This is a genomic window from Sorangium sp. So ce185 (assembly GCF_051526825.1).
GTDB classification, from domain to species: domain Bacteria; phylum Myxococcota_A; class Polyangia; order Polyangiales; family Polyangiaceae; genus Sorangium; species Sorangium cellulosum_D.
The window spans coordinates 10,011,237-10,035,245 of sequence record NZ_CP150316.1; the positions used below are offsets into that span (position 1 = coordinate 10,011,237).

The following is a 24,009-nucleotide window of genomic DNA, read 5'->3' on the forward strand; positions in this document are numbered from 1 at the left end:
CAGTCGTTAGTCAACAAGGGAAACTCCCCCAGCCGATGAACCTCGTAGAAGCCAGAAATCTCCCGCGCCACGTCGGAATCATCATGGATGGCAACGGCCGCTGGGCGGAGCTGCGCGGCGAGCCGCGCGAGGCCGGGCACAAGGCCGGCAGCGCCGCCGTGCGGCGCATCGTGCGCGTCTGCCGGAGGCTCGGCGTGGAGGCGCTGACGCTGTACGCGTTCAGCGAGCAGAACTGGGCGCGGCCCCGGAACGAGGTCGACGCGCTCATGGGCCTCCTGCGCGAGTTCCTGATGAGCGAGCGCTGCGAGATCCTCGAGAACGACATCCGCCTGGTCGCGATCGGCGACATCAGCCGGCTCCCCGAGCCCGTGCGCGACGTGCTCGATCCGCTCCGGAAGGCGTCCGCCACGAACCGGCAGATGACGCTCGCGCTGGCGCTGTCGTACGGGGCGCGCGAGGAGATCGCCGCCGCGGCGCGCGAGCTCGCGATGGAGGCGGTCGCCGGCAGGCTCGATCCGGAGGCGATCGACGGGGCGCTGCTCGCCGCGCGGCTGCCGAGCCTGAGCGTGGGCGAGCCGGACCTCATCATCCGTACCGGCGGCGAGCAGCGGCTCTCCAACTTCCTGCTCTACGGGGCCGCGTACGCCGAGCTGTCGTTCACGGAGCGGCTGTGGCCGGACTTCACCGAGGACGACCTCTTCGACGCGATCGCGGCCTACCAGCAGCGCGTCCGCGCCGCCGGGCCCGCGGACGAGGCCGAGGGCGGCGGCGCGGACGAGGCCGAGGGCGGCGGCGCGGACGAGGCCGAGGGCGGCGGCGCGGACGCGCCGGCCCGCGCGAGCGGCGCGCTCGGCGCGGGGAGGCCGTGGCGCGCGCGCGAGGTCGCCTCTCACAACGGCTCACGGACGGGGGTCTGACGCTTGGCTGCTTCCAACCTCACGATGCGGGTCCTCACCGCGATCGTGGCCGCTCCGCTCCTCCTCTCGCTGCTCTACCTCGGCCCGAGCTGGGGGTGGGCCGCGCTCGTCGCGGTCGCCTCCGCCATCGGCGCGCTCGAGTTCTTCGCGATGACCCACGCGGACGACCGCGCGGCGCGCGTCGCCGGCGTGGCGCTCACCCTCGGCGTGCTCGGCGTGCTCTGGCGCTTCGGCGGCTCGCCGGCCGCGCTGCTCGCGCTGATCTTCCTCTTGCCGTTCGTCGCGATGCTCGTCACGCTGGTGCGCCTCGGCGACATGCGCACCGCGGCGCTGCGCGTGCTGGCGATGACCTTCGGCCCGCTCTACGTGGGCGGCGGGCTCGGCGCGCTGGCGCTGCTCCGGCGCGACGCCGGCGCCGACGGCCCCTCGTTCGTGGTCCTGGCGCTGCTGCTCTCCTGGTTCTCCGACACCGGCGCCTACTTCGCCGGCCGCTTCCTCGGCCGGCGCAAGCTCTACGAGGCGGTGAGCCCGAAGAAGACCGTCGAGGGCGCCCTCGGCGGCCTGCTCTTCGCGGTGCTCGGCGCGCTGCTCGCCCACTTCTGGTTCCTCCGGTCGCTGCCGCTCGTCGACGGGCTCGCGCTCGCGATCGTCGCGGGCGGCCTCGGTCAGGCGGGGGACCTCGGGGAGTCCCTGTTCAAGCGCTCCTTCGGGATCAAGGACTCGGGCGGGATCGTGCCCGGCCACGGCGGCATCCTCGACCGGGTCGACGCCCTGCTCGTCACCGGGACCATCACGTATCTCTACGTCCTCTGGTCGCGATCGTGAGCGGCGTCGCGCCGGCGCAGCGCCCGCGCGGCGCCGCGCCGCGTACTGCCGAGCTGACGCAATGCCCCGGCCGTCTGCAACCGCGTGACGCGCCGCATGATTGCGCTCGACACATTGAACTGGGCCGCGCCGCGCACTAGAAAGTTACAGAGCCATGGAAGATCAAGTCAGTACCAAGAACACGACTCCGCCGGTGAGCGGCGCTGCTGCTCCGGGCCATAAGCACAAATACGAGTTCTTCAAAGTCGTCCAGGGTTATCTCGACGAGGCCGCCCGCCTGATCGAGCTGCCGGGGTACATCACCACGATCCTGAGCCAGCCCAAGAACGAGATCATCGTCAATTTCCCCGTACGGATGGATGACGGCAGCATCCGGCTCTTCAAGGGTTACCGGATCCAGCACAACAACCTCCTCGGGCCGTTCAAGGGGGGCATTCGCTACCACGAGACGGTGTCGCTCGACGACCTCAAGGCGCTCGCCGCGATGATGACGTGGAAGTGCGCGCTCATGAACCTGCCGCTCGGCGGCGGCAAGGGGGGCATCAAGTTCAACCCGAACGAGGTGTCGCGCGCCGAGCTCCAGCGCATCACGCGCCGCTTCTTCCATGCGCTCGGCTCGAACATCGGCCCGGAGACGGACATCCCTGCGCCCGACGTCGGCACCGACGCGAAGACCATGGCGTGGGCCATGGACACGTACATGAACACCGTCGGGCAGCTCTTCAAGCAGGCGGTGAAGGGCGTCGTGACCGGCAAGCCGGTGGCGTCGGGCGGCACGTACGGGCGCGAGAAGGCCACCGGGCAGGGCGTCGTCCACTGCATCACCGAGTGGGCCGAGGACAACGACGTGAACCTCGGCGGCGCGACGCTGCTCGTGCAGGGGTTCGGCAACGTCGGCTCGAACACGGCCGTGCTCCTGTCGAAGCTCGGCGCCTCGACCGTCGCGGTCGGCGACCACACCGGGTACCTCTACAATCCGGAGGGGTTCAATCCGCACAAGCTCCAGGATTACGTGAAGAAGCACCGCTCGATCGCGGGCTACCCGGCGGGCAAGCCGATCAGCCGCGAGGAGTTCTTCCGGCTCAAGGCGGACATCTTCATCCCGGCGGCCCTGGAGAACCAGGTCGGGGTGGAGGAGGCGAGCTGGCTGCAGGTCCGGCTCGTGGCCGAGGGCGCGAACGGGCCGTGCACGCCCGAGGGGGAGAAGGTCCTCTTGGAGCGCGGGATCGACATCCTGCCGGACGTCCTCGCCAACTCGGGCGGCGTCACGGTGAGCTACTACGAGTGGGTGCAGAACAAGCGGTCCGAGACGTGGACGCTCGAGGAGGTCGACGCCCGGCTCGAGAAGGCGATGAAGCGCGCCTACCGCGAGGTGACCGAGATGGCGCGGCAGAAGAAGTGCACGCTGCGCCTCGCCGCCTACGCCGTGGCGCTGCAGCGGCTCGCGGCCGTGTACGGCGAGCGCGAGATCTTCCCGTGAGGCGGGGCGCGGCCCGCGCGGCGCCGCCGCGCCGCGCGCGGCTGAGCCACCGGCGACGCGGGGCGAATCAGAGGCCGAGCGTGCGCCGGCCGATATCCATCCTCATCTTCTGCTTGGCGAGGTAGAGCGTCTCCTCGGCCACCGCGTTGGCGCGCGCCGCGTGCTCCCGCAGGATGTCCAGGACCAGATCGTCGCCGCCGGGTCTGTCGTACTCGGCGCGGCGGGCGCGCATCGGGCCGAGGAGCTCGTCGATCGCCGCCGTGATCTCGGCCTTGATGTGGCCGTCCCCGATGTTGTCCCCCCGGCTGTAGCGCTCCTCGAGCGCCTGGACCCGCGCCGGATCCTTGATGAACGCGCGCACGTACTGGAACAGGGAGCTCGTGATGTCGCCCGGGTCGGTCATGCTCTGCCGGCCGGTGTAGAGCGCCCCCACCTTCTTCTTGATCTCCTTGGTGCTGTCCGAGAGGAAGATGGCGTTGTTGAGGCTCTTCGACATCTTGTGGACGCCGTCGGTGCCGACCAGCCTGCCGACGCGGCCCACGAGCGGCGCGGGGATCGGGAACAGGCCTCCCGCGGTGACGTGCGCCTCGTCGTCGAGCGCCGGATCGACGTCGCAGTAAACGTGGTTGAAGCGCCGCGCGACCTCGCGGCACATCTCGAGGTGGGCGACCTGATCCTCGCCGACCGGGACGAGCGCGGGGCGGAAAGCGAGGATGTCGGCGCACTGCCCGACCGCGTACAGCGGAAACCCGAAGCTATATTTGTCGCCGAGCCCCTTGGTCTCGATCTCGTGCTTGAGCGTCGGGTTCCGCATCACCCGGTTGAAGGGGAGCTGCATCGCGAGGAACCACGTGAGCTCGGCGATCGCGGGGACCTCGCTCTGGAGGACGAGCGTGGAGCGCTCGGGATCGATGCCCGCGGCCAACCAGTCTTTGACGATCTCCAGCATGTCGCGGCGGATGTCGTCCGGCCGGTCCGCGCGCGTCGTGAACGCATGGACGTTGGCGATGAGGAGGTAGCACTCGTAGCTGTCCTGGAGGCGGACGCGGTTCTCGATGGATCCGACCCAGTGGCCGACGTGGAGGCGCCCGGTGGGCGTGTCTCCGGTGAGGATGCGGGGGCGACCGGGCTGGGCGGAAGGGCTGGAGGAGCTCATGGCCAAGATCGCCGCTCTCATAGCACCGCGCGCGCATGGCGTCGCTCGCGGACACGCGCCCGCGGATCGCCGAGGCATGACCTTGACCGCCGCGGAGGTCGTGACGATCCTGCTCGGCGCTATCCGCCGCCGCTCCGAAGAGGAGGAGCCTTGCTGAGGCAGCTATTGCGCCGTTTCTTGCGCCCGCAGGCGCCCTTGCTCGCGATCGTCGTCGCGCTCCAGCTCGTGGCGACGCTCGCTTCGCTGTACCTGCCGAGCCTGAACGCCGACATCATCGATCACGGCATCGCCGCCGGTGACACGCCGCGGATCCTGGAGCTCGGCGCGATCATGCTCGCGATCACCGGCGTCCAGATCGTGTGCTCGGTCGCCGCGAACTACGCCGGCGCGCGCGCCGCGATGAGCTTCGGCCGCGACCTGCGCGCGGCGGTGTTCCACCGCGTCGGCGAGTTCTCCGCGCGCGAGCTGTCGCGGTTCGGCGCGCCGTCGCTCATCACGCGCACGACCAACGACGTCCAGCAGGTGCAGATGGTGGTGATGATGGGCAGTACGATGCTCGTCCTCTCGCCGATCATGTGCGTCGGCGGCGTCGTGATGGCGCTGCGCGAGGACAGGTCGCTCGCCTGGCTGCTCGCGATCGCGGTGCCGCTCCTGGCGGGCGCCGTCGTCGCGATCATGTCGCGGATGGTGCCGCAGTTCCGGCGGATGCAGCCCCTCATCGACGCGGTGAACCGCGTGCTCCGCGAGCAGATCACCGGCGTGCGCGTGATCCGCGCCTTCGTCCGCGAGCGCGCCGAGGCGGCGCGCTTCGATCGCGCGAACGGCGACCTCACCGAGGCCGCGCTGCACATCGGGCGCCTGCAAGCGATGATGTTCCCGACCATCATGTTCGTGTTCAACGCTTCGAGCGTCGCCGTCCTGTGGTTCGGCGCGCACCAGATCGCGGACGGCAGGCTCGCGATCGGCTCGATGACGGCCTTCCTCGCCTACCTGACGCAGATCCTCATGGCGGTGATGATGGTGACGTTCATGGCCGTCATGCTGCCGCGCGCGGCCGCGTGCTCGGAGCGCATCCTCGAGGTGCTGGACACCGAGCCGTCCGTGCGCGCCCCCGACCAGCCCGTGACGCTCGTCGAGCCGGCCGGCGTCGTCGAGCTGCGAGACGTCGAGTACCGATATCCGGGCGCCGAGCTGCCCGTCCTGCGCGGCATCTCGTTCGTCGCGCGCCCGGGGCAGGTCACCGCGATCGTCGGCAGCACCGGCTCGGGCAAGACCACGCTGCTCGACCTGATCGCGCGGCTCATCGATCCGACGAGCGGCGAGGTCCGGCTCGACGGCGTCGACGCGCGCATGCTCGCCCTCGAGGCGGTGTGGTCGTGCATCGGGCTCGTGCCGCAGCGACCCTTCCTGTTCTCCGGCACGGTGGCCTCGAACCTGCGCTACGGCGACCCCGCGGCGACCGACGAGCAGCTCTGGGCGGCGCTCGCCGCCGCGCAGGCGCGCGACTTCGTCGAGGCCATGCCGCAAAAGCTCGACACGCCGATCGGGCAGGGCGGCACGAACGTCTCCGGCGGCCAGCGCCAGCGGCTCTCGATCGCCCGCGCCCTGCTGCGCCGGCCGCGCGTGTTCCTGTTCGACGACGCCTTCTCCGCGCTCGACGTCGCGACCGAGGCCCGGCTGCGGGCGGCGCTCGCGGAGCGCACGCGCGCCGCCACGGTGATCGTCGTCGCGCAGCGCGTGTCGAGCATCGTCGACGCGGACCAGATCCTCGTGCTCGACGGCGGCGAGCTCGTCGGCCAGGGCAAGCATGGCGAGCTGCTCGCGTCGTGCCCGACGTACGCGGAGATCGTGGCCTCGCAGCGCGAGGCGGCGGTGGCCGCGTGAGCGCGCGTCGCGCCGGTCCGCCGCCCGCCGCCCCCGGGGGGGCGCGCTCCCCGATGCTGCAGCGCGGCCCCTTCGGCATGGGGGCTGCGCCGCCGCAGAAGGCGAAGCGGTTCGCGCCCTCCGCGCGGCGCCTCCTCGGCCGCCTCGCCCCCGAGCGCGCGCGCCTCGCGGTCGTGATCGCGTGCTCGCTGCTCAGCGTGGGCCTCGGCCTGGCCGGACCGAAGCTGCTCGGCCGCGCGACCGACATCATCTTCTCCGGCGTGATCGGCGCCCGCCTCCCGGCGGCCGCCACGAAGGCCGAGGCCGTCGCGGAGCTCCAGCGCTCCGGCCAGGCGCGGCTCGCCGAGCTCGTGGGCCACATGGACCTCGTCCCCGGCCGCGGCATCCAGCTCCGCGAGCTCGCCGAGCTGCTCCTGCTCGTGATGGCGCTGTACACCGGCGCGTCGCTGTTCGCCTGGCTGCAGGGCTACCTGCTCAACGAGGTCGTGCAGCGCACCGTGCGGCAGCTCCGCACCGACGCGCAGGACAAGCTCGCCCGCTTGCCGCTCGCCTACTTCGACGGCCGCCCGCACGGCGAGCTCTTGAGCCGCGTCACCAACGACATCGACAACATCGCGCAGGGCCTGCAGCAGACGCTGACGCAGATCATGAACGGCGCGCTGACGCTCGCCGGCATCGTCGTCATGCTCGTCGTGATCTCGCCGGCGCTCGCGGTGATCACGCTCTTCACCGTGCCGCTCTCGGTGCTCACGACCGCGGCGGTCGCGAAGCGCGCGCAGGCGAAGTTCGTCGCGCAGTGGGCGCAGGTCGGCGCGCTCAACGGCCAGATCGAGGAGGCGTTCACCGGCCACTCGCTCGTCAACGTGCTCGGGCGGCGCCGCGACGTCGAGGCGCGCTTCCAGTCCACGAATCAGGAGCTGTTCGAGACCAGCTTCCGCGCGCAGTTCATGTCCAGCACCATCATGCCGGCGGTCAATTTCGTCGGGAACCTGACCTACGTCGCCATCGCCGTCGTCGGCGGCCTGCGCGTCGCGTCGGGCGCGATGCTGCTCGGCAGCGTGCAAGCGTTCATCCACTACTCGCGCCAGTTCTCTCAGCAGCTCGGCCAGCTCGCGTCCGTCACGAACGTCCTCCAGTCGGGCGTTGCCTCCGCAGAGCGGGTGTTCGAGCTGCTCGACGAACAGGGCCAGTCGCCCGAGGCCGCACCGCCCGCGGCCCTACCGAAGGTCGCCGGCGAGGTCCGGTTCGAGCACGTCACGTTTCGCTACAAGCCCGACGAGCCCCTGATCGAGGATCTCGATCTCACGATCATGCCAGGCCAGACGGTCGCGATCGTCGGCCCGACCGGCGCCGGCAAGACCACGCTCGTGAACCTCTTGATGCGGTTTTACGAGCTCGACGGCGGTCGGATCCTCATCGACGGTGTCGACATCGCGCGCTTGCCTCGCCACGAGCTGCGCGCGAAGCTCGGTATGGTGCTTCAGGATACATGGCTGTTCTCGGGCACGATCCGCGACAATATCGCGTTCGGCAACGCGGCCGCGACCGAGGCCGACGTCCAGGAGGCGGCGCGCGCGGCGCACGTCGACCGCTTCGTGCGCGCCCTGCCCGCCGGTTACGACACGGTCATCGACGAGGAGTCGGGCAACCTGAGCGCCGGCGAGAAGCAGCTCATCACGATCGCGCGCGCGTTCCTCGCGAGCCCGGCGATCCTGATCCTCGACGAGGCGACCTCCTCGGTCGACACCCGGACCGAGGTGCTCGTCCAGCGCGCGATGGCCGCCCTGCGCGCCCAGCGCACGAGCTTCGTCATCGCCCATCGCCTCTCGACGATCCGCGACGCCGACGTGATCCTGGTGATGAACGCAGGCCGCATCGTCGAGCGCGGCACGCACGCGGAGCTCCTCGCCGCAGGCGGCGCCTACCACGCGTTGTACAAGACCCAGCTCACCGGCAACGGCGGAAGCGGCGCGAAGCTCGAGGGCTAGTACAGCGCTCCCCAAGGACGAATTTGCGGTGCCGAACCGTCGCGATCCGTGGAATCCGCCGGCATTTGCGCCGCGAATCTGCTCAAGCGTTGGTGGCGTTCGCCTTTCGATTTCAGCGGAGATACGGACTCAACGCCTGGAACCAAACATCGGCCATGCGGTTATACCCTGCCTGGTTCGGGTGGAGATTGTCGGCGAGGAGGGACTGCTTGTAGTTCGGGTCGTTGGTGAACGCTGTGTACATGTCCACCAGCACGATGTGCTGCCCCTTGCTGACGCGCGTCGAAACCAGGTCGGGCATGGCCGCGTTGTAGGCCTTGACGGCGTTGTTCGTGCCGTCCGTTCTCGTCGGCACGATCTGCGCGAGCACCACGAGGATGTTCGGATCAGTCATGAAAATCGAGTCGAGCAGCTTGCCCAGGCGATTCGGTGCGTCCGCAAGGTTGATGTTACCGTTGATGTCGTTCGTTCCGATCATCAACGTAATGATGTTGGGCTTGTAATTCGGAATGCTGGTGCCCACGAGCTTCGCGATGCCGTTGTTGCCCTCGATCGTCCAGCCGCCGTGACCCTCGTGGTTCCTCGGGAACGTCACTCCGTCCACCATGGGCACGCTGTAATCACTGGCGGAACCGACGAAGGTGATGTCGTGGTTCGCTTCGAGCGCGAGGTGGAACAGCGGAGCGCGGTAGCCGCCGGCGACGTTGAAACCCTGCGTGATTGAATCGCCGAAGGGCATGATCTTACAGGAGCCGCTCGCCGGGCAGGGCTGGAATGCCGGGCCGCCGCCCTCGCCAGCGCTGCCCCCTGCACCTCCGTCGCCCGCAGTACCTCCGCCACCGTCGGATCCGCCGCCCATGCCACCCGAGCCCGCTCCGCCGGCGCCCCCGCCGGCCTCGCCCCCGCCGGCCGCGCCCCCGCCGGCCGCGCCCCCGCTGGTTGCGCTCGAGCTGGAACTGCCGGGCGAGCCGCCACCCGACGCTGTCCCGCTGCTGCTCGTGGTCCCCGTCGTCGCGCCCGGCGAGTCGGCGCCGTCACTGCACGCTGCGACGAGCAGCACCACACACGTGAGGACGGCGGAAGAAGAGAATTTCAGGCGGTGTATGAGCATCTGCTACGCATAGCACGATCGCGTACTCCACCGCGATTGTGGAGCGCAGCTTGTCGAAGCCGCCGTCGTCGTTGAAAAATTTCATCGCGATGGGAAGTGCGTCCGGACCTCGCGAGGGCCTCGGCGGGCTCACCTCGGATCCAGGGACGAGCTTGGGGAACGCTGTACTAGGCCATGAGCTCGATGAGGAGAGGGAGGTGGTCCGAGCCCACCTTCGGATCGGGACGCCGATGCGCTGGAGCGCAGAGGTCCGTCTCGCCCGCCCGCGGCAGGAGCGTCACCCGCGGCTTGCCGCAGCGCAAGAGCTCGGCCGACATGAGCACCTGATCCGGCCTGAACCACGGCCCCGCGCCGTCCTTGCCCTTGTCGCGGTAATAGCTCCCGTAGGGGGGATCGTCGCGCTGCGAGGCGGAGGGTGTCGGCGTCGCGTTGTACAGAGGCCGGTACAAGAGGTCTCGCCGGCTCGGCCTCGACAGCACCCATTCAGGGGAGCTCCGCGCGTAGAAGCCGTCGCGGCCCACCATCGCGACGTCGTGGGGCTCCAGGTTGAAGTCGCCGACCACGAGCTCACCCCGGTCGGGATCGCGCGCCCTGAACCGACGGAGATCATCGCGCGGCTCGCACCGCGAGAGCGTCCGCCGCTCCTCGGAGTCCTTGTGCAGGATCGGCTGGTGCAAGTTCCAGAGCCAGAGGTCGAGCCCCCCGGCGAGGGGATCGACCTTGACGACGAGCGCCCTCCAGCCCTCCATCGTGCTGTGATCGCGCACCCTCCACGCCGTCTGGAGGACCGCGGTCGTGATGCCACCCAAGCCCGAGATGACCCGATACCTGGGCCCGAGGTCCCCCCGCCCGAGATCATCGGGTGCCTCCTGGAGCGCCACGAAACTCGGAGCGTACAGCGCGATGAGCGTCCTGAGGACGGCGAGCCGCGACAGCCGGACGCGATCGGAGAGCTCCGGATCATGGTAGATGCCCATGTTCCACAGAAGGGCGGTATACGGCCGGCTCCTCACGGCTCCGGCGGCTCCCGCGCAGCGGCCCGGAGCCGCCGCACGAGCTCCCCCGTGTCCCTCCGACGCGCGAGCTCATCCAGGAAAGTAGCGAGCCGCTCCTCGCCGAGCGTGCGCTCCTCGCCGTCCCAGTCCGTGATCCGAACCTCCCCTGTCCCGGTCTCGTGGATCACGAGGAGTCGGACCTCCGACTTGGGCTTGCCCGCCGGCGCGAGGACAAAATCGAACGCGGCAGGCTCCCCCGGGACGTGAGTGAGCGGCTTGACGCTCGCGATGACGAGGCCATCGGTCCTCTCCTCCAACTCCTCCGCGAACGAGGCGATCATCGCAACGGGCCCCTCGATGGGCACCTTCGACTCGCTGAAATGAGGCCAATGCGGGCGCGCACCGCGCGGGCCCGTGTGCCCGGGAGCATCCGCGGAGAAGCGCCCGACGAGATCGCCAGCGCTCTTCTTCACAGGCCACCACTCGCCGGCGGGTTCACAGGAATCCTCGAACGGCGGCCTCTCCCACCCGCAGATCGGTCCCTCGTACCCCACGGCCTTCGCCACGAGCGCCACCAGCACGGACCCGAGGATCGCGGCGCTCCTCTCGTCTGGCCGCGCCACGGCGTCCTCTGCGAGGAGGCTGCTCGCGACGGCGGTGATCGCGTCCTCCATCTCTTGCAGCAGGCTGAGCCCCACGGCGGAGAAGGCGGCGTCGATCAAGGTGCTCGCCCGCGCTTGCTCTGCGCTCCGCAGCGCGGCGAGGAGCTTGTTCGAGAGCAGGGCCCCCGCCTGCGCCTTGATCATGTCGGCGTGCTGCACACAGCTCTTCCAACGCTCCCTGTCCGCTCGCTGGACGGCCTTGCCATCGAGCACGAGCTTCGCCGCCGCGAGCGCGCCGCGCAGCAGCTTGAGCCCGGCACCGTCCGCCGAGGTCTCGTGGAGCGCCTCCACGTAGCTCGCGATCGCCGTCGTGAGCGCGGCCTCGCGCGCGTCGGGACGCACGCTGTACCTCGAGATGGCCTCGAACAGGGCCACCGGCCATGAAGCCTCGGCGGCTCTCCGCGCTGGCGGGACGGGGGAGAGCGCGCGGCGGCGCCCTGCAAGGTGCTCCTCAGCGCCGATCTTGACGAAGCCTGCCCGCCCGCCGTCCTCGGTCAGGCCGTGAAGCACGCCGACGCGGAATGGACGTCCGAAGCAGAACGCGATGCTCCTCAGGTCACGGCGGAAGATGTCGCGGTCAAGCTCCGTCGCGCCACGAGGATCCACGGCGACGAGCCAGCGGACGTCGCCACGTTCGCGCTGGTGGCGGATCAGGTAGTAGGTATACCGTTGCCCTCGGAGGCAGTAGTCGTCCTCCGAGACGTGGCCTTCTGCGGTGGTCAGGCGGAGGTTGCCGCGACCGGAAGGCAGCTCGACGTCCGTGATCCCCCCCCAGAGCATCGGCCTGGCCGCGGGCCTGCCGATCATCCAGTCGTCGCACGAGAGCACCGCGCGCGCGATGCGCGCCGTCCTCCACTCCAGGGACAGTATGGCGGCGACGCGCGCAGAGAACCGGGTGCCGTCCTCGCAGGCCCCCTCCAGGCGCAGGCGACTCAGGTCCTCCAGCGCGGTGCCGCGCAACGAGACGTCCGGGCTGTCGACCTCGCACGTGACGAGAAGCACGTCGCCTTCCACATGGAGCCTCCTCGGGATGAGGCTCCGCTCCGAGCCCATCGCCCGGAGCTCGATGAGCTCGCGCTGCAGCACCGAGCTCGGCAGAAAGCCTCGCGAGAAGCGGTGGAGCGCCGCGGACATCGGCCCGGGGATGTCGATGCCAGTGTCGGCGCTCATGGAGCTGAGCAGACGGAGGCACGGCAAGGCCGCGCGGTGATGGGTGGCACATGACCACCATACACGAGGCGGTGCCGCGATTTCAAACCGCCGCGGCGGAGCCGCAGAGGTCAAGGGCCGCGCGAGCCCTGGGCGCGCTCCGTGTCCGGGATGTCCGAGATGACGAGCACGTCGCGTCCATCGCCGTGCGCGAACGAGAGGGAGAGCCCTGCGCTCCTGCACAACTCTTGGATGAAGTCGAAGTCGCTCCGGTCGTGCTGGACCAGGCGCTCGCGCGGCTGGTGCTCGCGACTCAGATGCAGGACGAAGTCGTCGCCCTCGGCGAACCCGGCGGCCTGCAGCTTCTGTGCGATGATGTCGGGAACGGTGCGGTCGAGGAAGGTCGCTCTCGCAGGCGCCCGGGTCATGTCCCAGACACGCGGCACGAGGGCGAAATGAAGGCTGACACCGCTGCGGCCCAACTGCTGGGCCTGCGAGAGCTCCGCGACCATTCCATGCACCGCGGTCTCCTCGCCGTTCACCACGAACACCAGCGTCGCGCGGCTCTTCCAGATCTCACGGCCGCGCAGGCTTTCCGGATCGTCCAACGCGAGCTCGACGTCATAACGATATAGGCCATGGATGTCGATCGAGGGCCGCGTCCTGCACAAGGCAAAGGAAACCCCGGACAACGCGGTCGACTCCAGGCGAACGGAACGCTGAGCCATCGCGAGCCCTCCGCGCCTCTCCCCCTGTGCCAGGGAACGCCGAACGACACGACCCTATCAAGAGGGCAATCCCTGTCAAGGGAGCTCAGCACGCCTATCAGCGAAGCTCGCCACCATTACAATACACAGACACAAATTGTCACAACGCGGCGTAATTTCTCATGCTCAGAAGCTTTTTTTCTGAGCATTTTTTGGAAGTTGACGTGGCAATTTCATCAACCATCGAGCAATGATCGTCCCGATGCGCTCCCCTGCCTCTTGAGCGAACACCCGCGCTCGTCGCGTTGCCATGACCTCGGCCGCTCGGCGCGGTGCGCGTGCCGGGCGGACCGAGCCTCGCGCGCACGTGCGTGACGCCCTTCGAGCGCAGCCTGAGGAAGTGACCAGGGGCTCACGCGCCGGAGGCCGCGGGTGCCGCAGAGAGCAGCGCCGCCGGTGGTCCTTCCGCTCATGCGGCGCACACGCGCCGGGTCACGCGCTTCCTGCCGGAGCGGTCAGCGCTTCGGCGCCGCGCCGCCCGTCCCTGGCGAGGCCCCCGGCGCGCGCGTGATCTCGGCCGCCCGGCCGGCGACACGGAGCTCCGCGCCGACCGTGGCGTGCTTGTACTTGACAAAGCCGAGCGCCAGCACCCGCGGCCCGCCCGGATCCTTGACCTGGCTCGTCACGGCGCCGACGGCGGCGCCGTCGGGCAGCGCGATCTCCGCGCCCGCGGGCACGGCGTCCTCACCCTCCACGGCGAGCTGCACGAGCCGCTTCTTCGCGTGGCCGCGCATCTGGAGCATGAACACCGTCTCCTGCCCCAGGTAGCAGCCCTTGTTGAACGAGACGGCGCGCTCCTCGAGCGACGCCTCCTGCGGGAAGTTCTGGTCGTCGAAGTCGACGCCGAAGCGCGGGACGTTGTTCTCGACCCGGAGCACCTCCCACGCCGCCGCCGTCGTGGGCAGGACGGGGCCGGCCCCGCCCGCGGCGCGCAGCGCCTCGAGCACGGCGCCCTCGGCCTGCCGCGGCGCGACGAGCAGCGCGCCCCCGAGGCCGGTCCAGTCGACGATCGCGGCGTCCGCGCCGGCCGCGCGCCCGGCCGCCGCGAGATCGGCGGCCCGCGGGCCGTGGGCGAAGACCCAGGCGTGCTCGCCCGTGGCGTCCGCGAGCTCGGCGTCCTCCATGATGAGGTAGCGATCGAAGCTCTCGCGCAGCGCCTCGATGCGATCCCGGAGCGCGCCGACGTAGATGCGGTCCTCCGCGATCACGATCCACACCTCGGCGAAGATCTTCCCGGTCTTCACCACGTTGAGCCCGTACGCCCCGCCCGCGGGGGGCGCGGCCTTGGCCCCGGCGGGCAGCGGCTTCTGCGGGGCGAGATCGCACGTGACCAGGCCGTTGAGCCAGGTCTGCCGGTCCGAGCCGGTGACGATCAGCGTCCCGAGCTCGGGCATGGGCTGCACCAGCGCCCCTTCGCGGAGCGCGCGCCGCTGCTCGTCCAGTCCGTGGGCGTCGTTCATCGAGGTCCGATCGTGGAGGCGGGAGGCCGGGCCGTCGAGGGGCGGCCCGACATTTCGGCGGCCGCCCCGCCCCGGCTCAGGGATCGACCTCGGCGACGAGCGCCGGGAACTGGGGCGACGTGTGGACGGAGGGCGGGACGATCGCCGCGTCGACGTGGCCCACGAGGCGGCGGAGCGCGTCGGCGTCGGCCGAGAGCACCTCGGCGACGACGGTGAGCGTCTTCGGGAGCGACGCGACCGACGCGATCACCGCGTCGGCCGAGGCGCCCCGGACCAGGACGGCGCGCGCGCCGACCTTCGCGGCGGCCTCGGCCCCCTCCGGGCTCTCGGCCAGGGCGAGCGGCAGCATGCGCATCGTCCTCGCCCCCTTCGCGAGGCGGTCCCAGTCGTCGAGCGCCAGGAGCGCGTCGATGCAGACCCCGTCCGCCCCGTGGTAGCGCGCCGCGAGCGCGCCGTCGCGATCGCTCACCCGGGACAGGCAGAGCGACGGCACGGTCCTCGTCGCGCGCGCGGCCCCCTGCATGGCGGGCCCCGCCTCGGCGAACGCGAGCGCAGAGATGTTGAGCTCATGCAGCCGCGCCGCATCCTCCGCTGGCGACTCCGAGCCGACGAGCCCGACCAGAGCCATGTTCTTTCTACGGGTGGAGAGCACCTGGAGAAGATCGCGTGTGGACGGGACGATCGATCCCGCATCGAAATCCGGCATGGGAGGGCCGGTAGACGAGCCGAACGCGCGGGTCAAGCGAGGGATCGCTCGAGCTCCTCGAGCGCGGGTCGAGAATCCATGGCTGGGACGTCCTGCACGCGCATCCACACGGCGGTCTGATCGCCCTCGTAGCAGACGCTGCCCTCGTGCCGGAACTCGAACGAATAGCGGATCATGTGCCGCTTTTGGCCGAGCCGGGAGCGCGTCGCCACGCACGTCGCCTCGATGGGGGCGCCCGGCTGGACGAGCTTGCGAAAGACCACCCGGTGGATGTTGGTGCCATAACCAATCCAGCCCTCGCGGTGCCGGAGGCCGAGCAGGTGGTAGGCGTGCACGAAGCCGAGCATCCCCGTCGCGTGCACCATGATCGCGCCGGCGACGTGGCGCGGGTGCAGCAGCGGGTGCGCCCGCTGCGCGTCGACGAGCGGCATCGGGCGGTCGGTCGGCATGCGGCAGCGCACCAGGCTCCTCTCGGCGTCCACCTCGAGGAGCTCGTCGAAGAAGAGGACCGACGGGTCGTAGGGCAGGTCCGCGAGGAACTCGGCGTCGAACGGACCAAGCTTCACGGGAAGGGGCGCGCCGCTCGCCGCGCCGGGTGCAGAGGTCGTCATCGGAATGGGCTCTGGGATCCTGGATCCCCGAGGGCAGCTCCCTAGCAGCGGCCGATCGCGTGGGCAACGGCCGTGACGATCCCGAGAAATCGGGGCGGCTCGCGGGAACGCTCGCGGGAATGGACGAGCGGGTGGTGGCTTTGCAAATCGTTGGACCTCCACGGATTTCGAGGAGCCCTCTCAGAGGTCCGCGGGTAAGGTTCTGTGATGCACACGACAGAACCGCTCGACCGCTTCATGGCGGATGTCCGGTCGGGCCTGAAGGCGTCGCCGAAGCACCTCTCGCCGGAGTATTTTTACGATGCGCTCGGCTCGCACCTCTTCGAGGCGATCTGTCAGCTCCCCTGGTATCCGCTGACGCGCGCGGAGCGGGCGCTGCTCGAGCGGCACGCCGAGGAGATGGTCGCGCCGTTCGGGGCCGGCGCCTCGATCGTCGAGCTCGGCTGCGGCAGCGGGGAGAAGCTCGCCCTGCTGGCGGCGCCGCTCTGCAAGCGGGTGCCTCGCCTCTGCGTGCACCTCGTGGACGTCTCGGAGACGGCGCTCGACCTCTCGCGCCGGACCCTGGGCCGCCTGCCGCGCGTGGAGGCGTCGGCCCACCGGGCGAGGTACGAGGAGGGCCTGGCCCGCGCGGCGGCGCGGCGCGCGGTCGACGCCCGGGGCGACGGGGGCGCGGTGCTCGTGCTGTTCCTCGGCTCGAACATCGGCAACCTGGCCCCGGCGGCCGCGGCGGCGTTCCTCGCGGGGGTGCGCGGCGCGCTCCGCGCCGGGGACGGGCTGCTGCTCGGCGCCGACCTCGTGAAGCCCGCGGCGGACCTGCTGCTCGCGTACGACGATCCGCTCGGCGTCACCGCGGCCTTCAACAAGAACCTGCTCGCGCGCGTCAACCGGGAGCTCGGCGCGACGTTCGACCTCCGCGCGTTCGAGCACCGCGCGGCGTGGAGCGCGGAGGCCTCGCGCGTCGAGATGCACCTCGTCAGCCGCCGGCGGCAGTCGATCCGCGTGGGCGCGCTCGACCTCGAGGTCGCCTTCGACGAGGGCGAATCCATCTGGACAGAGAGCTCGTACAAGTACACCCCGGAGGGGGTGGTGCGCATGGGGGAGCGCGCGGGGTTCCGCTGTCATCAGCAGTGGATCGAGCCGGTCGGGCGGTTCTCGACGACGCTCTTCCTCGCCGAGGAGCGCGCGGCGGGCCCCTGAGCCGGCGGGCTCATCGCGCCGCGTCGGGAGACGCCCGTACGCGCGGGCGTCCTCGATTTGACGCGTTGCCCGACGTCGCGTAATCCACTCGGCCATGTCAGGCAGTCGTAGTCCTCGCGGGCCTGCGGCGCTCGCGCTCAGCGGGTCGCTCCTGGGGCTGGCGTTCAGCGCCTCGTCGACGTTCGACTACATCCGGCACCTCGACCGGCAGGTCCACGACCTGCACTGCAGCTTCATCCCCGGCCTCGGCGCGCAGGCGGGGGCCGACACGGCGTGCCGCGTGGCGATGTACAGCCCCTACTCCGCGCTGTTCCGCGAGAGCTTCTGGGGCGGTATCCCGATCTCGCTGTTCGCGCTGGGCGCGTTCGCGTTCTTCGCGGCGTTCGCGCTCTACGTGCTGCTCTCGGGCCAGCACGCGCCGCGGCGCGCGGCGCACTTCCTGTTCGTCGCGGGCCTCACGCCGCTCGCGGTGTCGATCCTGATGGCGCTCATCTCGGCGCTGCGCCTCGGGGTGTTCTGCAAGACGTGCGTCGGGATGTACGTCTCGTCGGCGCTGCTCGCGGCCGGCGGCGTGTGGGCGTTCGTCGAGGACCGCAGGGCGGCGCGCGCCGCGGCCTGGTCCAGCGCGACGCCGCGGCCGGCCGGGGCGGCCGGGGTGGGGCCCACGGTGCCGATGGCGCCCCTCGGCGTCGACGCGCCGGCCGGGGCGCCCGCCGGGCCCGCGCCGGCGCGCCGCATGGGCTCGAAGCTGCTCTTGCCGGGGTGGCTCGTCGCGCTCGGCGTGTGCACGGTGACGCCGGCGCTGCTCTACGCGAGCGCGCTGCCGAGCTACGCGAGCTACATGACCGGCTGCGGCAAGCTGGAGAAGCCGACCGAGCCGAACGGCGCGCTGCTCCAGGTGAAGCACCCGGGCGCGGTGCAGCCGGCGACGATCTTCGTCGATCCGCTCTGCCCGACGTGCAAGGCGTTCCACCAGCGGCTCGTGTCCGAGGGGGTGTTCGACAAGCTCGACGTGACGCTGGTGCTGTTCCCGCTCGACAGCGAGTGCAACTGGATGCTCGACCGGCCGGTGCACCCGGGCGCGTGCCTCCTCTCCAAGGCGATCCTCTGCAGCGATCACCGGGCGATGGATGTGCTCGAGTGGGCCTACGACAACCAGGAGGAGCTCCTGGAGGGGGCGAAGGCGGGGGCCGGCACCGCCAACGTGCAGGCGGCGATCCGGCAGCGCTGGCCGGGGCTCGACGCGTGCATGGACTCGAAGGAGACGTCGCTGCGGCTGAACCGGATGCTCCGGTTCATCGTGGACAACAAGCTTCCCGTGTCGACGCCGCAGATGTTCCTGGGCACGACGCGGCTCTGTGACGAGGACACCGACATCGGGCTGTCGTATGCCATCCGGCAGCTCGCGCCGGCCCTCCGGACGAGGTGAGGTGGTCATGAAGGGCGCAGGGGTCATCGGGATCGTGGCCGGGTGCGCGATGCTCGTCGCGTCGGGCGTGACGGTGCACGGCGAGGTGCAGGCCGCGTCGCAGCGCCTGAAGACGGGGGTGGCCGCGGCGGTGAGGCCGGCGGTGGCCATCGCCAACGACGCCGAGGCGCCGTACTGCACGCCGGCGTTCAAGACGGTGCTGCAGCGGGTGCTCAACGCGTGCGGCCTCGTCGGGGCCGAGGCGCGGCGCGGGTGCCAGCCGGCCGACGTGAAGACGCTCGCGTCGATCAGCGACGACGACTTCAACGCGCTCTTCACGCCGCTGAAGCAGCGCGGCGGGGTCGTGATGTTCGACGACGGGTCGGAGAAGCTCGACGACGGGGCGAAGAAGATGATCGAGGAGATGTGGCTCGATCGGCGCGGGGCGCGCTATTTCTTCATCGTCGCCCGGGCGTCGAAGACGGGGACGCCGGAGTTCAACCGGACGCTCTCGCACAAGCGCGCGAACAGCGTGCTCTTCGACATCTCCGACAAGTTCAAGGAGCAGGACCTGGACAAGAAGGTCGGGATGCTGTGGCTCGGGAACGAGTTCGCCCAGCTCGGCGCGGAATACTGCCAATGGAACGTCTCGCGCAAGGACAAGGCATGTACGGCAGAGGCCATCAACCGGAGCGCGTTCGTCTCCTGGGTGGACTGCCAGCTGTGAGCGCCGCGAGGAGGATCGGCGCGCTCGTGGCCCTCGCCGTGGCCGCGGGGCTCGCGGGCGGGTGCGAGGGGGACAAGGCGGATCTGCCGCCGCCCCCGACGCCGGGCCAGGGGCGGAGCAACGCGGTGACGGCGCCGGGCGGCGCCGCGACGGCGAGCGCGCGGGCGCCCGCGAGCGCGGCGGCGCCGGCCGCGCCGCGGCTCCTGTGCGCGGGGCAGTCGCCGCGGCCGGCGCCCTCGGTGGGGGGGCTCACGGCGGTCGCGGCCCAGGGGGCGGAGGCGCCGCCGGCGAACATCGGGTTCGGCGTCGGCAAGTGGGTGTGGGTGAACTTCTGGGCGGCGTGGTGCAAGCCGTGCCTGGAGGAGATGCCGCGGCTGCTCGGGTGGCAGCAGAAGCTGCGGGCGGCCGGCGTGCTCATCGATCTGGCGTTCATCTCGATCGACGACGACGAGCGGCAGCTGTCGCGGTTCCTGGAGGCGCAGCCGGGCAACGGGGTGCGCGCCTCGTACTGGCTGCCGGACGGGCCCCAGCGGGCCGGGTGGATGAGGGCGCTCGGCGTCAAGGAGGCGAACGAGCTGCCGATCCACGCGCTCGCGTCGCCGAGCGGACAGGTGACGTGCGTGATCCAGGGGGCGGTGGAAGACAGCGATTATCCGACGATCGCGGCGCTGCTCGGGGCGAAGAAGTAGAAGGTCGCCGGGACGGTCGGTCCCTGGGTGCTAGCCCCGGGGATCCTCGGCGCGCCGGAGACGATCGAGCTCTGCCCTCGCCTCGGCGAGCTCTTTTTCGAGCAGCGAGACGCGTTCGGCCTCGGCCTGCGCGCGTTCGGCCTCGGCCTGCGCGCGTTCGGCCTCGGCCTGCGCGCGTTCGGCCTCGGCCTGCGCGCGGCGCTCGGCGTCCTCCTTGCTCGCGAGCGCCTCGCTCAGTGCAACCCCGAGCCGGGTGATCAGCTCGTCCGCCTCGAGGACCACGTCATTCCCGTGGAGGAAGCGCAAGCGGTCGCCCTCGAGCAGCAGGTCGAGACCGAGGACCTCCGAAGAGAATCGGCCCTCCTGCGGCACGATCGGCCGGTAGGCGAGGGGTCGCGCACCGCCCCCCTCGCGCGCGCTGGGCAGCCGGTATCCCTGGAGGATGCGCCGGCGACGATCGAAGTAGAAGTACTCCTCGATGCCCAGGCGGGCATACCGCTCCACGTTGTCGACCTCGTCCTTTTGCCGGCTTCCCGAGACATGCACCTCGATCGCGAGATCGATCCCTCTGCCCTCGGTGGACACAACCCACTTTTCCCGATCGTGCGGCTCGACGTCGCACACCGCGAGCACATCGGGGGCAAAACAGCGCTCGCCCGGGTAGTACACCGCCAGGTTCGAGGAGACGTAGATCCGGCGCCCGATCCGACGGAAGAAGGCGTCGAGCGTGAAGCGGGCTCCCGCGGAGGCCTTGCTGTGCGCGTCGCCCTCCGGGGGAGCCGCATCGAGCGTGAACTCCGAAGGGAGCATGTCGACCACGCGGGCGCGCTGCTCCGGGCTCATGCGGTCCCACGTTTCCTGCGAGGGCGCGCGCGGGTCCTCGGGATCGATGCGGTAGTCGTCGGGGAGGCGGAGGACCATGATCAGAGCCTACCCCAGAAATAGGACGAGCGCGATGACTCCCCGTCTCATGAGGTGTCGTATTCAGGGAAGCACCTGAGTTACGCCAATGACGTTATCTCGTTTCACAATCGTCCAGCCGCCGGGCGCTCCCCCCGCGTCTGCGCGCGCGCAGCGCCGCCGAGGCGCGCGGGCGCGGCGGCCTCGTGCGCCAGCAGCCACCGCTTCCGCTCCAGGCCGCCCGCGTAGCCCGTGAGCTCGCCGCGGGCGCCCACGACACGATGGCAGGGGATGATCAGGCAGACCGGGTTCCTGCCGTTCGCCAGGCCCACCGCGCGCGAGGCCGACGGCTGGCCGAGCAGCGCCGCGACCTCGCCGTAAGAGCGCGTCGCGCCGGGAGGGATGCGCTGCACCTCCGCCCAGACGCGGCGCTGGAACGGCGTGCCGCCGGGCTCGACCGGCATGCCCGAGAGCGCGCCGAGGTCGCCGCGCCAGTAGGCCCTCAGCCGGCCGGAGAGGCCGTGCGGATCCGCGGCGCTGCGCAGCGTGACCGCGCCGTAGCGCGCCGCGAGCGAGGCGCGGAGGCGCGGCGCGCGATCCGCGAACTCGAGCGCGTGGACCGCGCCCCCGCCGGCCGCGAGGAGCATGGCCCCGAGCGGCGACTCGACCTCATCCAGCAAGAGATCCATCCGACACCTCCCTCTCCGCGGGCCGCGCTCCCTGCGCGTCCGCCGTCCACAAGAGCATCGCCGCGTAGGCGCGCCACGGCCGCCACGGCTCGGCCATCGCCAGGAGCTCCGCGCCGGAGACGCCGCCGAGCGCGCGCCGCAGGCCGAGATCCGTGGCCGGGAACGCGTCCGGCTCGCGCAGCGCCCGCATCGCGATGTAGTGCGCGGTCCACGCGCCGATGCCCGGCACCGCGCAGAGCGCGCGCACGGTCTCGTCCAGGCCGCGCGAGGCGTCGAGCGCGACCTCGCCGCGGGCCACGCGCGCCGCGAGCCCGGTGATCGTCGCGGCGCGCGCGCGCGGCAGGCCGAGATCCGTCAGATCGGCCGCGGCGAGCGCCTCGGGCGACGGAAAGACGAAGCGGAGCCCCTCGGCGCCCTCGGGCAGGCCGCCGCGCACCGCCAGCGGCTCGCCGTGCCGCTCGACGAGGCGGCCCGCGAGCTGCGTCGCGGCGCGGACGCTCACCTGCTGGCCCAGGATCGCCCGCACCGCGAGCTCGAAGCCGTCCCACGCGCCCGGCACCCGCGCGCCCGGGGTCGCCGCGACCAGCGGGGCGAGCCGCGGGTCGGCCCGGAGGTGCGCGGCGATCGCGTCGGGATCGGCGCCGAGGTCGAACAGCCGCCGCAGGCGCTCCGCGCAGTGGATGAGCCCCTCGGTGCCGGGCAGCCGCAGCCGCGCGAGGAGGTGAGGCTCGCCGGGCGCCGGGCGCACCTCGACGACGCCGTGCCCGCCGGCCACGCGCACCGCGCGGCGGTACGCGCCGGGGTCCGCCGACTCCACGCCGGGGATCGCGCGCGCCGCGAGGAAGCCCGCGAGCGCGCCCCAGTCGAGCGGCGGGCGGAACGGGAGGCGGAGCGCGATGTCCGGCGCGCCGCCCGCCGCTCCCCCGCCCCGCTTCGAGGCGGCCGTGCGCAGCTCGCGCGGCGTGCGCGCGTAGGTGGCGCGGATCGCGTCGTTGAAGCGGCGGACGCTCGAGAACCCCGACGAGAGCGCCACCTCGGTCATCGAGAGCGCGGTCTCGTCGAGGAGCTTCTTCGCGAAGAGCAGGCGCCGCGTCTGCGCCACGGCGAGCGGGGAGGCGCCGACGTGCCGCAGGAAGAGCCGCCGGAGGTGGCGCTCGCCCACGCCGAGCCGCGCCGCGAGCGCCGGGGCGTCCGCGTCGTCCAGCGCACCCTCCGCGATGAGCCGGAGCGCCCGCGAGACGAGCGCCGACGTGCCCAGCCACGCGGGCGTCCCGGGCGAGGCCTCGGGGCGGCAGCGCAGGCACGGGCGGTAGCCGGCCTCCTGCGCGGCCGCCGCCGAGGGGAAGAAGACGCAGCGCTCCCGCTTCGGCGTCCGCGCCGGGCAGATCGGGCGGCAGTAGATGCCCGTCGACAGCACGCCCGTGAAGAAGCGACCGTCGAAGCGACGGTCGCGGGTCTCGAGCGCGCGATAGCAAGCCTCCTCGTCGAGCCGCATGCGAGCGTCGTAGCGCGTGCGCCGCCGCGCCACTGGCGCTTTTCGGACCTGGAGGGCGGGCGCCCCCCGCGGCGCCCGAGCGCCCCCGGCGCGCCGGGCGGTGGTACGCTCGGCCGCCATGAAGAGCGTGTTCGAGACCCTCGCCGCCATGGGCCACGAGCAGGTGCTGTTCTGCGCGGACGAGCCCGCGGGCTACCGCGCGATCATCGCGATCCACAGCACCGCGCTGGGCCCGGCGCTCGGCGGCACCCGGCTCCTCGGCTACGCGAGCGACGAGGAGGCCCTGGTGGACGCGCTGCGCCTGTCGCGCGGCATGACGTACAAGAACGCCCTCGCCGGGATGGACGTCGGCGGCGGCAAGGCGGTCATCCTCCGCGGCGCGGGGCCGCTCGACCGGGAGCGGCTCTTCCGCGCGCACGGGCGCTTCATCGAGCGCCTCGGCGGCAGGTTCATCACCGGCGAGGACGTGGGCACCACCCCCGCGGACATGGAGCTCATCCGGCGCGAGACGCGCCACGTCAAGGGCCTCGCCGGCGAGGGGGGCGACCCGTCGCCGTGGACCGCGCGCGGCGTGCTCCGCGCGATCCAGGCCGCGGCGCGCCACCGCTGGGGCAGCGACGACCTCGCGGGCCGGACCGTCGCGCTCCAGGGCTGCGGCAGCGTCGGCGGCCGGCTCGCGGCGGAGCTCCGCCGGGCCGGCGCGCGGCTCCTCGTCACGGACGTCGCGCCGGATCGCGCCCGCCACGTCGCCGCCGAGCTCGGGGCCACGGTCGTGCCGCCGGACGCGATCGCCTCGGCCCAGGCCGACATCTTCGCCCCCTGCGCGCTCGGCGGCGTCCTCGACGACCGCGCCGTCCGGGAGCTCAGGGCGGAGATCGTCGCCGGCGCCGCCAACAACCAGCTCCTCGAGCCGCGCCACGGCGAGGCGCTCGCGGCGCGCGGCGTCCTCTACGTGCCCGACGTCGTGGCCAACGCGGGCGGCGTGCTGAGCGGCGGCGCGGACCTCTTCGGCTGGTCCCGCGCCGAGGTCGAGCGGCGCGTCCACGCGATCTACGACACGGTCCTCCGCGTGCTCGAGATGGCGGCGGCCGACGGCGCGCCGCCGGCGCTCGCCGCCGAGCGGCTGGCCGAGCAGCGCCTGCGCGGGCGCGCCGCGGCGGGGTGACGCGCGGCGCGCCCGGCGGAGCGCGCCC

Annotated in this window: 22 protein-coding genes; 11 read left to right on the plus strand and 11 right to left on the minus strand. The window is 71.7% G+C overall.

What is annotated here, in order from left to right; translation table 11 throughout:
- Positions 1 to 35: 35 nt before the first annotated feature.
- From uppS to WMF26_RS36765, 3 genes are all read left to right on the plus strand, one after another.
- Positions 36 to 917, plus strand: a complete 882-nt coding sequence (gene uppS, locus WMF26_RS36755; protein WP_437996520.1) for a polyprenyl diphosphate synthase — start codon at positions 36 to 38, stop codon at positions 915 to 917.
- A 3-nt stretch (positions 918 to 920) separates the two neighbouring features.
- Complete coding sequence (locus WMF26_RS36760) at positions 921 to 1,742, plus strand: phosphatidate cytidylyltransferase (protein WP_437950793.1); 822 nt, start codon at positions 921 to 923, stop codon at positions 1,740 to 1,742.
- Positions 1,743 to 1,896: 154 nt separating this feature from the next.
- Positions 1,897 to 3,222 (plus strand): Glu/Leu/Phe/Val family dehydrogenase, encoded by a 1,326-nt coding sequence (locus WMF26_RS36765; protein WP_437332891.1) that lies wholly within the window; start codon positions 1,897 to 1,899, stop codon positions 3,220 to 3,222.
- Positions 3,223 to 3,289: 67 nt separating this feature from the next.
- On the opposite strand, the gene trpS is transcribed toward WMF26_RS36765, so the two are convergent.
- A complete protein-coding gene (gene trpS, locus WMF26_RS36770; protein ID WP_061624810.1) occupies positions 3,290 to 4,378 on the minus strand; it encodes a tryptophan--tRNA ligase in 1,089 nt (362 codons plus the stop codon).
- Here trpS and WMF26_RS36775 point away from each other — a divergent pair.
- From WMF26_RS36775 to WMF26_RS36785, 3 genes are read left to right on the plus strand one after another with little or no spacing between them, the layout of a single operon-like run.
- On the plus strand, positions 4,377 to 4,535 hold the full coding sequence (locus tag WMF26_RS36775; protein ID WP_437996521.1) for a hypothetical protein: 159 nt from the start codon (positions 4,377 to 4,379) through the stop codon (positions 4,533 to 4,535). The genes trpS and WMF26_RS36775 overlap by 2 nt on opposite strands.
- Positions 4,529 to 6,262, plus strand: coding sequence for an ABC transporter ATP-binding protein (locus WMF26_RS36780; protein WP_437996522.1), 1,734 nt, complete (start codon positions 4,529 to 4,531; stop codon positions 6,260 to 6,262). Before WMF26_RS36775 ends, WMF26_RS36780 begins: the two co-directional genes overlap by 7 nt.
- Before the next feature lie 53 nt (positions 6,263 to 6,315).
- Positions 6,316 to 8,250 (plus strand): ABC transporter ATP-binding protein, encoded by a 1,935-nt coding sequence (locus tag WMF26_RS36785; RefSeq protein ID WP_438002476.1) that lies wholly within the window; start codon positions 6,316 to 6,318, stop codon positions 8,248 to 8,250.
- Between the two features lie 112 nt (positions 8,251 to 8,362).
- Here WMF26_RS36785 and WMF26_RS36790 read toward each other — a convergent pair whose 3' ends face one another.
- The 7 genes from WMF26_RS36790 to WMF26_RS36820 all read right to left on the minus strand — a co-directional run bounded on the left by WMF26_RS36790 (position 8,363) and on the right by WMF26_RS36820 (position 15,711).
- Positions 8,363 to 9,361, minus strand: a complete 999-nt coding sequence (locus tag WMF26_RS36790; RefSeq protein WP_437996523.1) for an SGNH/GDSL hydrolase family protein — start codon at positions 9,359 to 9,361, stop codon at positions 8,363 to 8,365.
- A 167-nt stretch (positions 9,362 to 9,528) separates the two neighbouring features.
- On the minus strand, positions 9,529 to 10,338 hold the full coding sequence (locus WMF26_RS36795) for a hypothetical protein (protein WP_437996524.1): 810 nt from the start codon (positions 10,336 to 10,338) through the stop codon (positions 9,529 to 9,531).
- Positions 10,339 to 10,370: 32 nt separating this feature from the next.
- Positions 10,371 to 12,188: a hypothetical protein gene (locus tag WMF26_RS36800; RefSeq protein ID WP_437996525.1), complete on the minus strand. Its 1,818-nt coding sequence runs from the start codon at positions 12,186 to 12,188 to the stop codon at positions 10,371 to 10,373.
- 110 nt (positions 12,189 to 12,298) lie between these two features.
- Positions 12,299 to 12,895: a contractile injection system protein, VgrG/Pvc8 family gene (locus WMF26_RS36805; protein WP_437996526.1), complete on the minus strand. Its 597-nt coding sequence runs from the start codon at positions 12,893 to 12,895 to the stop codon at positions 12,299 to 12,301.
- A 494-nt stretch (positions 12,896 to 13,389) separates the two neighbouring features.
- Positions 13,390 to 14,394 (minus strand): CAF17-like 4Fe-4S cluster assembly/insertion protein YgfZ, encoded by a 1,005-nt coding sequence (gene ygfZ, locus WMF26_RS36810; protein ID WP_437996527.1) that lies wholly within the window; start codon positions 14,392 to 14,394, stop codon positions 13,390 to 13,392.
- Positions 14,395 to 14,470: 76 nt separating this feature from the next.
- Positions 14,471 to 15,022 (minus strand): hypothetical protein, encoded by a 552-nt coding sequence (locus WMF26_RS36815; RefSeq protein ID WP_061623407.1) that lies wholly within the window; start codon positions 15,020 to 15,022, stop codon positions 14,471 to 14,473.
- Between the two features lie 110 nt (positions 15,023 to 15,132).
- A complete protein-coding gene (locus WMF26_RS36820; RefSeq protein WP_020739354.1) occupies positions 15,133 to 15,711 on the minus strand; it encodes a hypothetical protein in 579 nt (192 codons plus the stop codon).
- A 207-nt stretch (positions 15,712 to 15,918) separates the two neighbouring features.
- Here WMF26_RS36820 and egtD point away from each other — a divergent pair, with 207 nt between their 5' ends.
- From egtD to WMF26_RS36840, 4 genes are all read left to right on the plus strand, one after another.
- Positions 15,919 to 16,908 (plus strand): L-histidine N(alpha)-methyltransferase, encoded by a 990-nt coding sequence (gene egtD, locus WMF26_RS36825; RefSeq protein ID WP_437996528.1) that lies wholly within the window; start codon positions 15,919 to 15,921, stop codon positions 16,906 to 16,908.
- A 94-nt stretch (positions 16,909 to 17,002) separates the two neighbouring features.
- Positions 17,003 to 18,337, plus strand: coding sequence for a vitamin K epoxide reductase family protein (locus WMF26_RS36830; protein WP_437996529.1), 1,335 nt, complete (start codon positions 17,003 to 17,005; stop codon positions 18,335 to 18,337).
- Between the two features lie 7 nt (positions 18,338 to 18,344).
- Positions 18,345 to 19,043: a hypothetical protein gene (locus tag WMF26_RS36835; RefSeq protein ID WP_061621296.1), complete on the plus strand. Its 699-nt coding sequence runs from the start codon at positions 18,345 to 18,347 to the stop codon at positions 19,041 to 19,043.
- Positions 19,044 to 19,069: 26 nt separating this feature from the next.
- A complete protein-coding gene (locus WMF26_RS36840) occupies positions 19,070 to 19,732 on the plus strand; it encodes a TlpA family protein disulfide reductase (RefSeq protein WP_437996530.1) in 663 nt (220 codons plus the stop codon).
- Positions 19,733 to 19,762: 30 nt separating this feature from the next.
- On the opposite strand, the gene WMF26_RS36845 is transcribed toward WMF26_RS36840, so the two are convergent.
- From WMF26_RS36845 to WMF26_RS36855, 3 genes are all read right to left on the minus strand, one after another.
- On the minus strand, positions 19,763 to 20,653 hold the full coding sequence (locus tag WMF26_RS36845) for a Uma2 family endonuclease (RefSeq protein WP_437996531.1): 891 nt from the start codon (positions 20,651 to 20,653) through the stop codon (positions 19,763 to 19,765).
- Positions 20,654 to 20,757: 104 nt separating this feature from the next.
- Positions 20,758 to 21,321 (minus strand): methylated-DNA--[protein]-cysteine S-methyltransferase, encoded by a 564-nt coding sequence (locus WMF26_RS36850; RefSeq protein WP_437996532.1) that lies wholly within the window; start codon positions 21,319 to 21,321, stop codon positions 20,758 to 20,760.
- The gene (locus WMF26_RS36855) at positions 21,302 to 22,816 is read right to left on the minus strand and encodes an AlkA N-terminal domain-containing protein (protein WP_437950807.1); all 1,515 of its coding nucleotides are present in this window, start codon (positions 22,814 to 22,816) and stop codon (positions 21,302 to 21,304) included. The genes WMF26_RS36850 and WMF26_RS36855 overlap by 20 nt, the downstream gene beginning before the upstream one ends.
- Positions 22,817 to 22,934: 118 nt before the next feature.
- Between WMF26_RS36855 and WMF26_RS36860 the strand changes: the two genes are divergently transcribed.
- Positions 22,935 to 23,981: a Glu/Leu/Phe/Val dehydrogenase dimerization domain-containing protein gene (locus tag WMF26_RS36860; protein WP_437996533.1), complete on the plus strand. Its 1,047-nt coding sequence runs from the start codon at positions 22,935 to 22,937 to the stop codon at positions 23,979 to 23,981.
- Positions 23,982 to 24,009: the final 28 nt, after the last annotated feature.

What these genes read in the sequence shown, in the direction of transcription:
- uppS (WP_437996520.1), top strand. Translation starts at nt 36, where the DNA reads ATGAACCTCGTAGAAGCCAGAAATCTCCCGCGCCACGTCGGAATCATC.
- WMF26_RS36765 (WP_437332891.1), top strand. Translation starts at nt 1,897, where the DNA reads ATGGAAGATCAAGTCAGTACCAAGAACACGACTCCGCCGGTGAGCGGC.
- WMF26_RS36775 (WP_437996521.1), top strand. Translation starts at nt 4,377, where the DNA reads ATGGCCAAGATCGCCGCTCTCATAGCACCGCGCGCGCATGGCGTCGCT.
- trpS (WP_061624810.1), bottom strand. Translation starts at nt 4,378, where the DNA reads ATGAGCTCCTCCAGCCCTTCCGCCCAGCCCGGTCGCCCCCGCATCCTC.
- WMF26_RS36785 (WP_438002476.1), top strand. Translation starts at nt 6,316, where the DNA reads ATGCTGCAGCGCGGCCCCTTCGGCATGGGGGCTGCGCCGCCGCAGAAG.
- WMF26_RS36790 (WP_437996523.1), bottom strand. Translation starts at nt 9,361, where the DNA reads ATGCTCATACACCGCCTGAAATTCTCTTCTTCCGCCGTCCTCACGTGT.
- WMF26_RS36795 (WP_437996524.1), bottom strand. Translation starts at nt 10,338, where the DNA reads ATGGGCATCTACCATGATCCGGAGCTCTCCGATCGCGTCCGGCTGTCG.
- WMF26_RS36800 (WP_437996525.1), bottom strand. Translation starts at nt 12,188, where the DNA reads ATGAGCGCCGACACTGGCATCGACATCCCCGGGCCGATGTCCGCGGCG.
- WMF26_RS36805 (WP_437996526.1), bottom strand. Translation starts at nt 12,895, where the DNA reads ATGGCTCAGCGTTCCGTTCGCCTGGAGTCGACCGCGTTGTCCGGGGTT.
- ygfZ (WP_437996527.1), bottom strand. Translation starts at nt 14,394, where the DNA reads ATGAACGACGCCCACGGACTGGACGAGCAGCGGCGCGCGCTCCGCGAA.
- WMF26_RS36815 (WP_061623407.1), bottom strand. Translation starts at nt 15,022, where the DNA reads ATGGCTCTGGTCGGGCTCGTCGGCTCGGAGTCGCCAGCGGAGGATGCG.
- WMF26_RS36820 (WP_020739354.1), bottom strand. Translation starts at nt 15,711, where the DNA reads ATGACGACCTCTGCACCCGGCGCGGCGAGCGGCGCGCCCCTTCCCGTG.
- egtD (WP_437996528.1), top strand. Translation starts at nt 15,919, where the DNA reads ATGCACACGACAGAACCGCTCGACCGCTTCATGGCGGATGTCCGGTCG.
- WMF26_RS36830 (WP_437996529.1), top strand. Translation starts at nt 17,003, where the DNA reads ATGTCAGGCAGTCGTAGTCCTCGCGGGCCTGCGGCGCTCGCGCTCAGC.
- WMF26_RS36835 (WP_061621296.1), top strand. Translation starts at nt 18,345, where the DNA reads ATGAAGGGCGCAGGGGTCATCGGGATCGTGGCCGGGTGCGCGATGCTC.
- WMF26_RS36845 (WP_437996531.1), bottom strand. Translation starts at nt 20,653, where the DNA reads ATGGTCCTCCGCCTCCCCGACGACTACCGCATCGATCCCGAGGACCCG.
- WMF26_RS36850 (WP_437996532.1), bottom strand. Translation starts at nt 21,321, where the DNA reads ATGGATCTCTTGCTGGATGAGGTCGAGTCGCCGCTCGGGGCCATGCTC.
- WMF26_RS36855 (WP_437950807.1), bottom strand. Translation starts at nt 22,816, where the DNA reads ATGCGGCTCGACGAGGAGGCTTGCTATCGCGCGCTCGAGACCCGCGAC.
- WMF26_RS36860 (WP_437996533.1), top strand. Translation starts at nt 22,935, where the DNA reads ATGAAGAGCGTGTTCGAGACCCTCGCCGCCATGGGCCACGAGCAGGTG.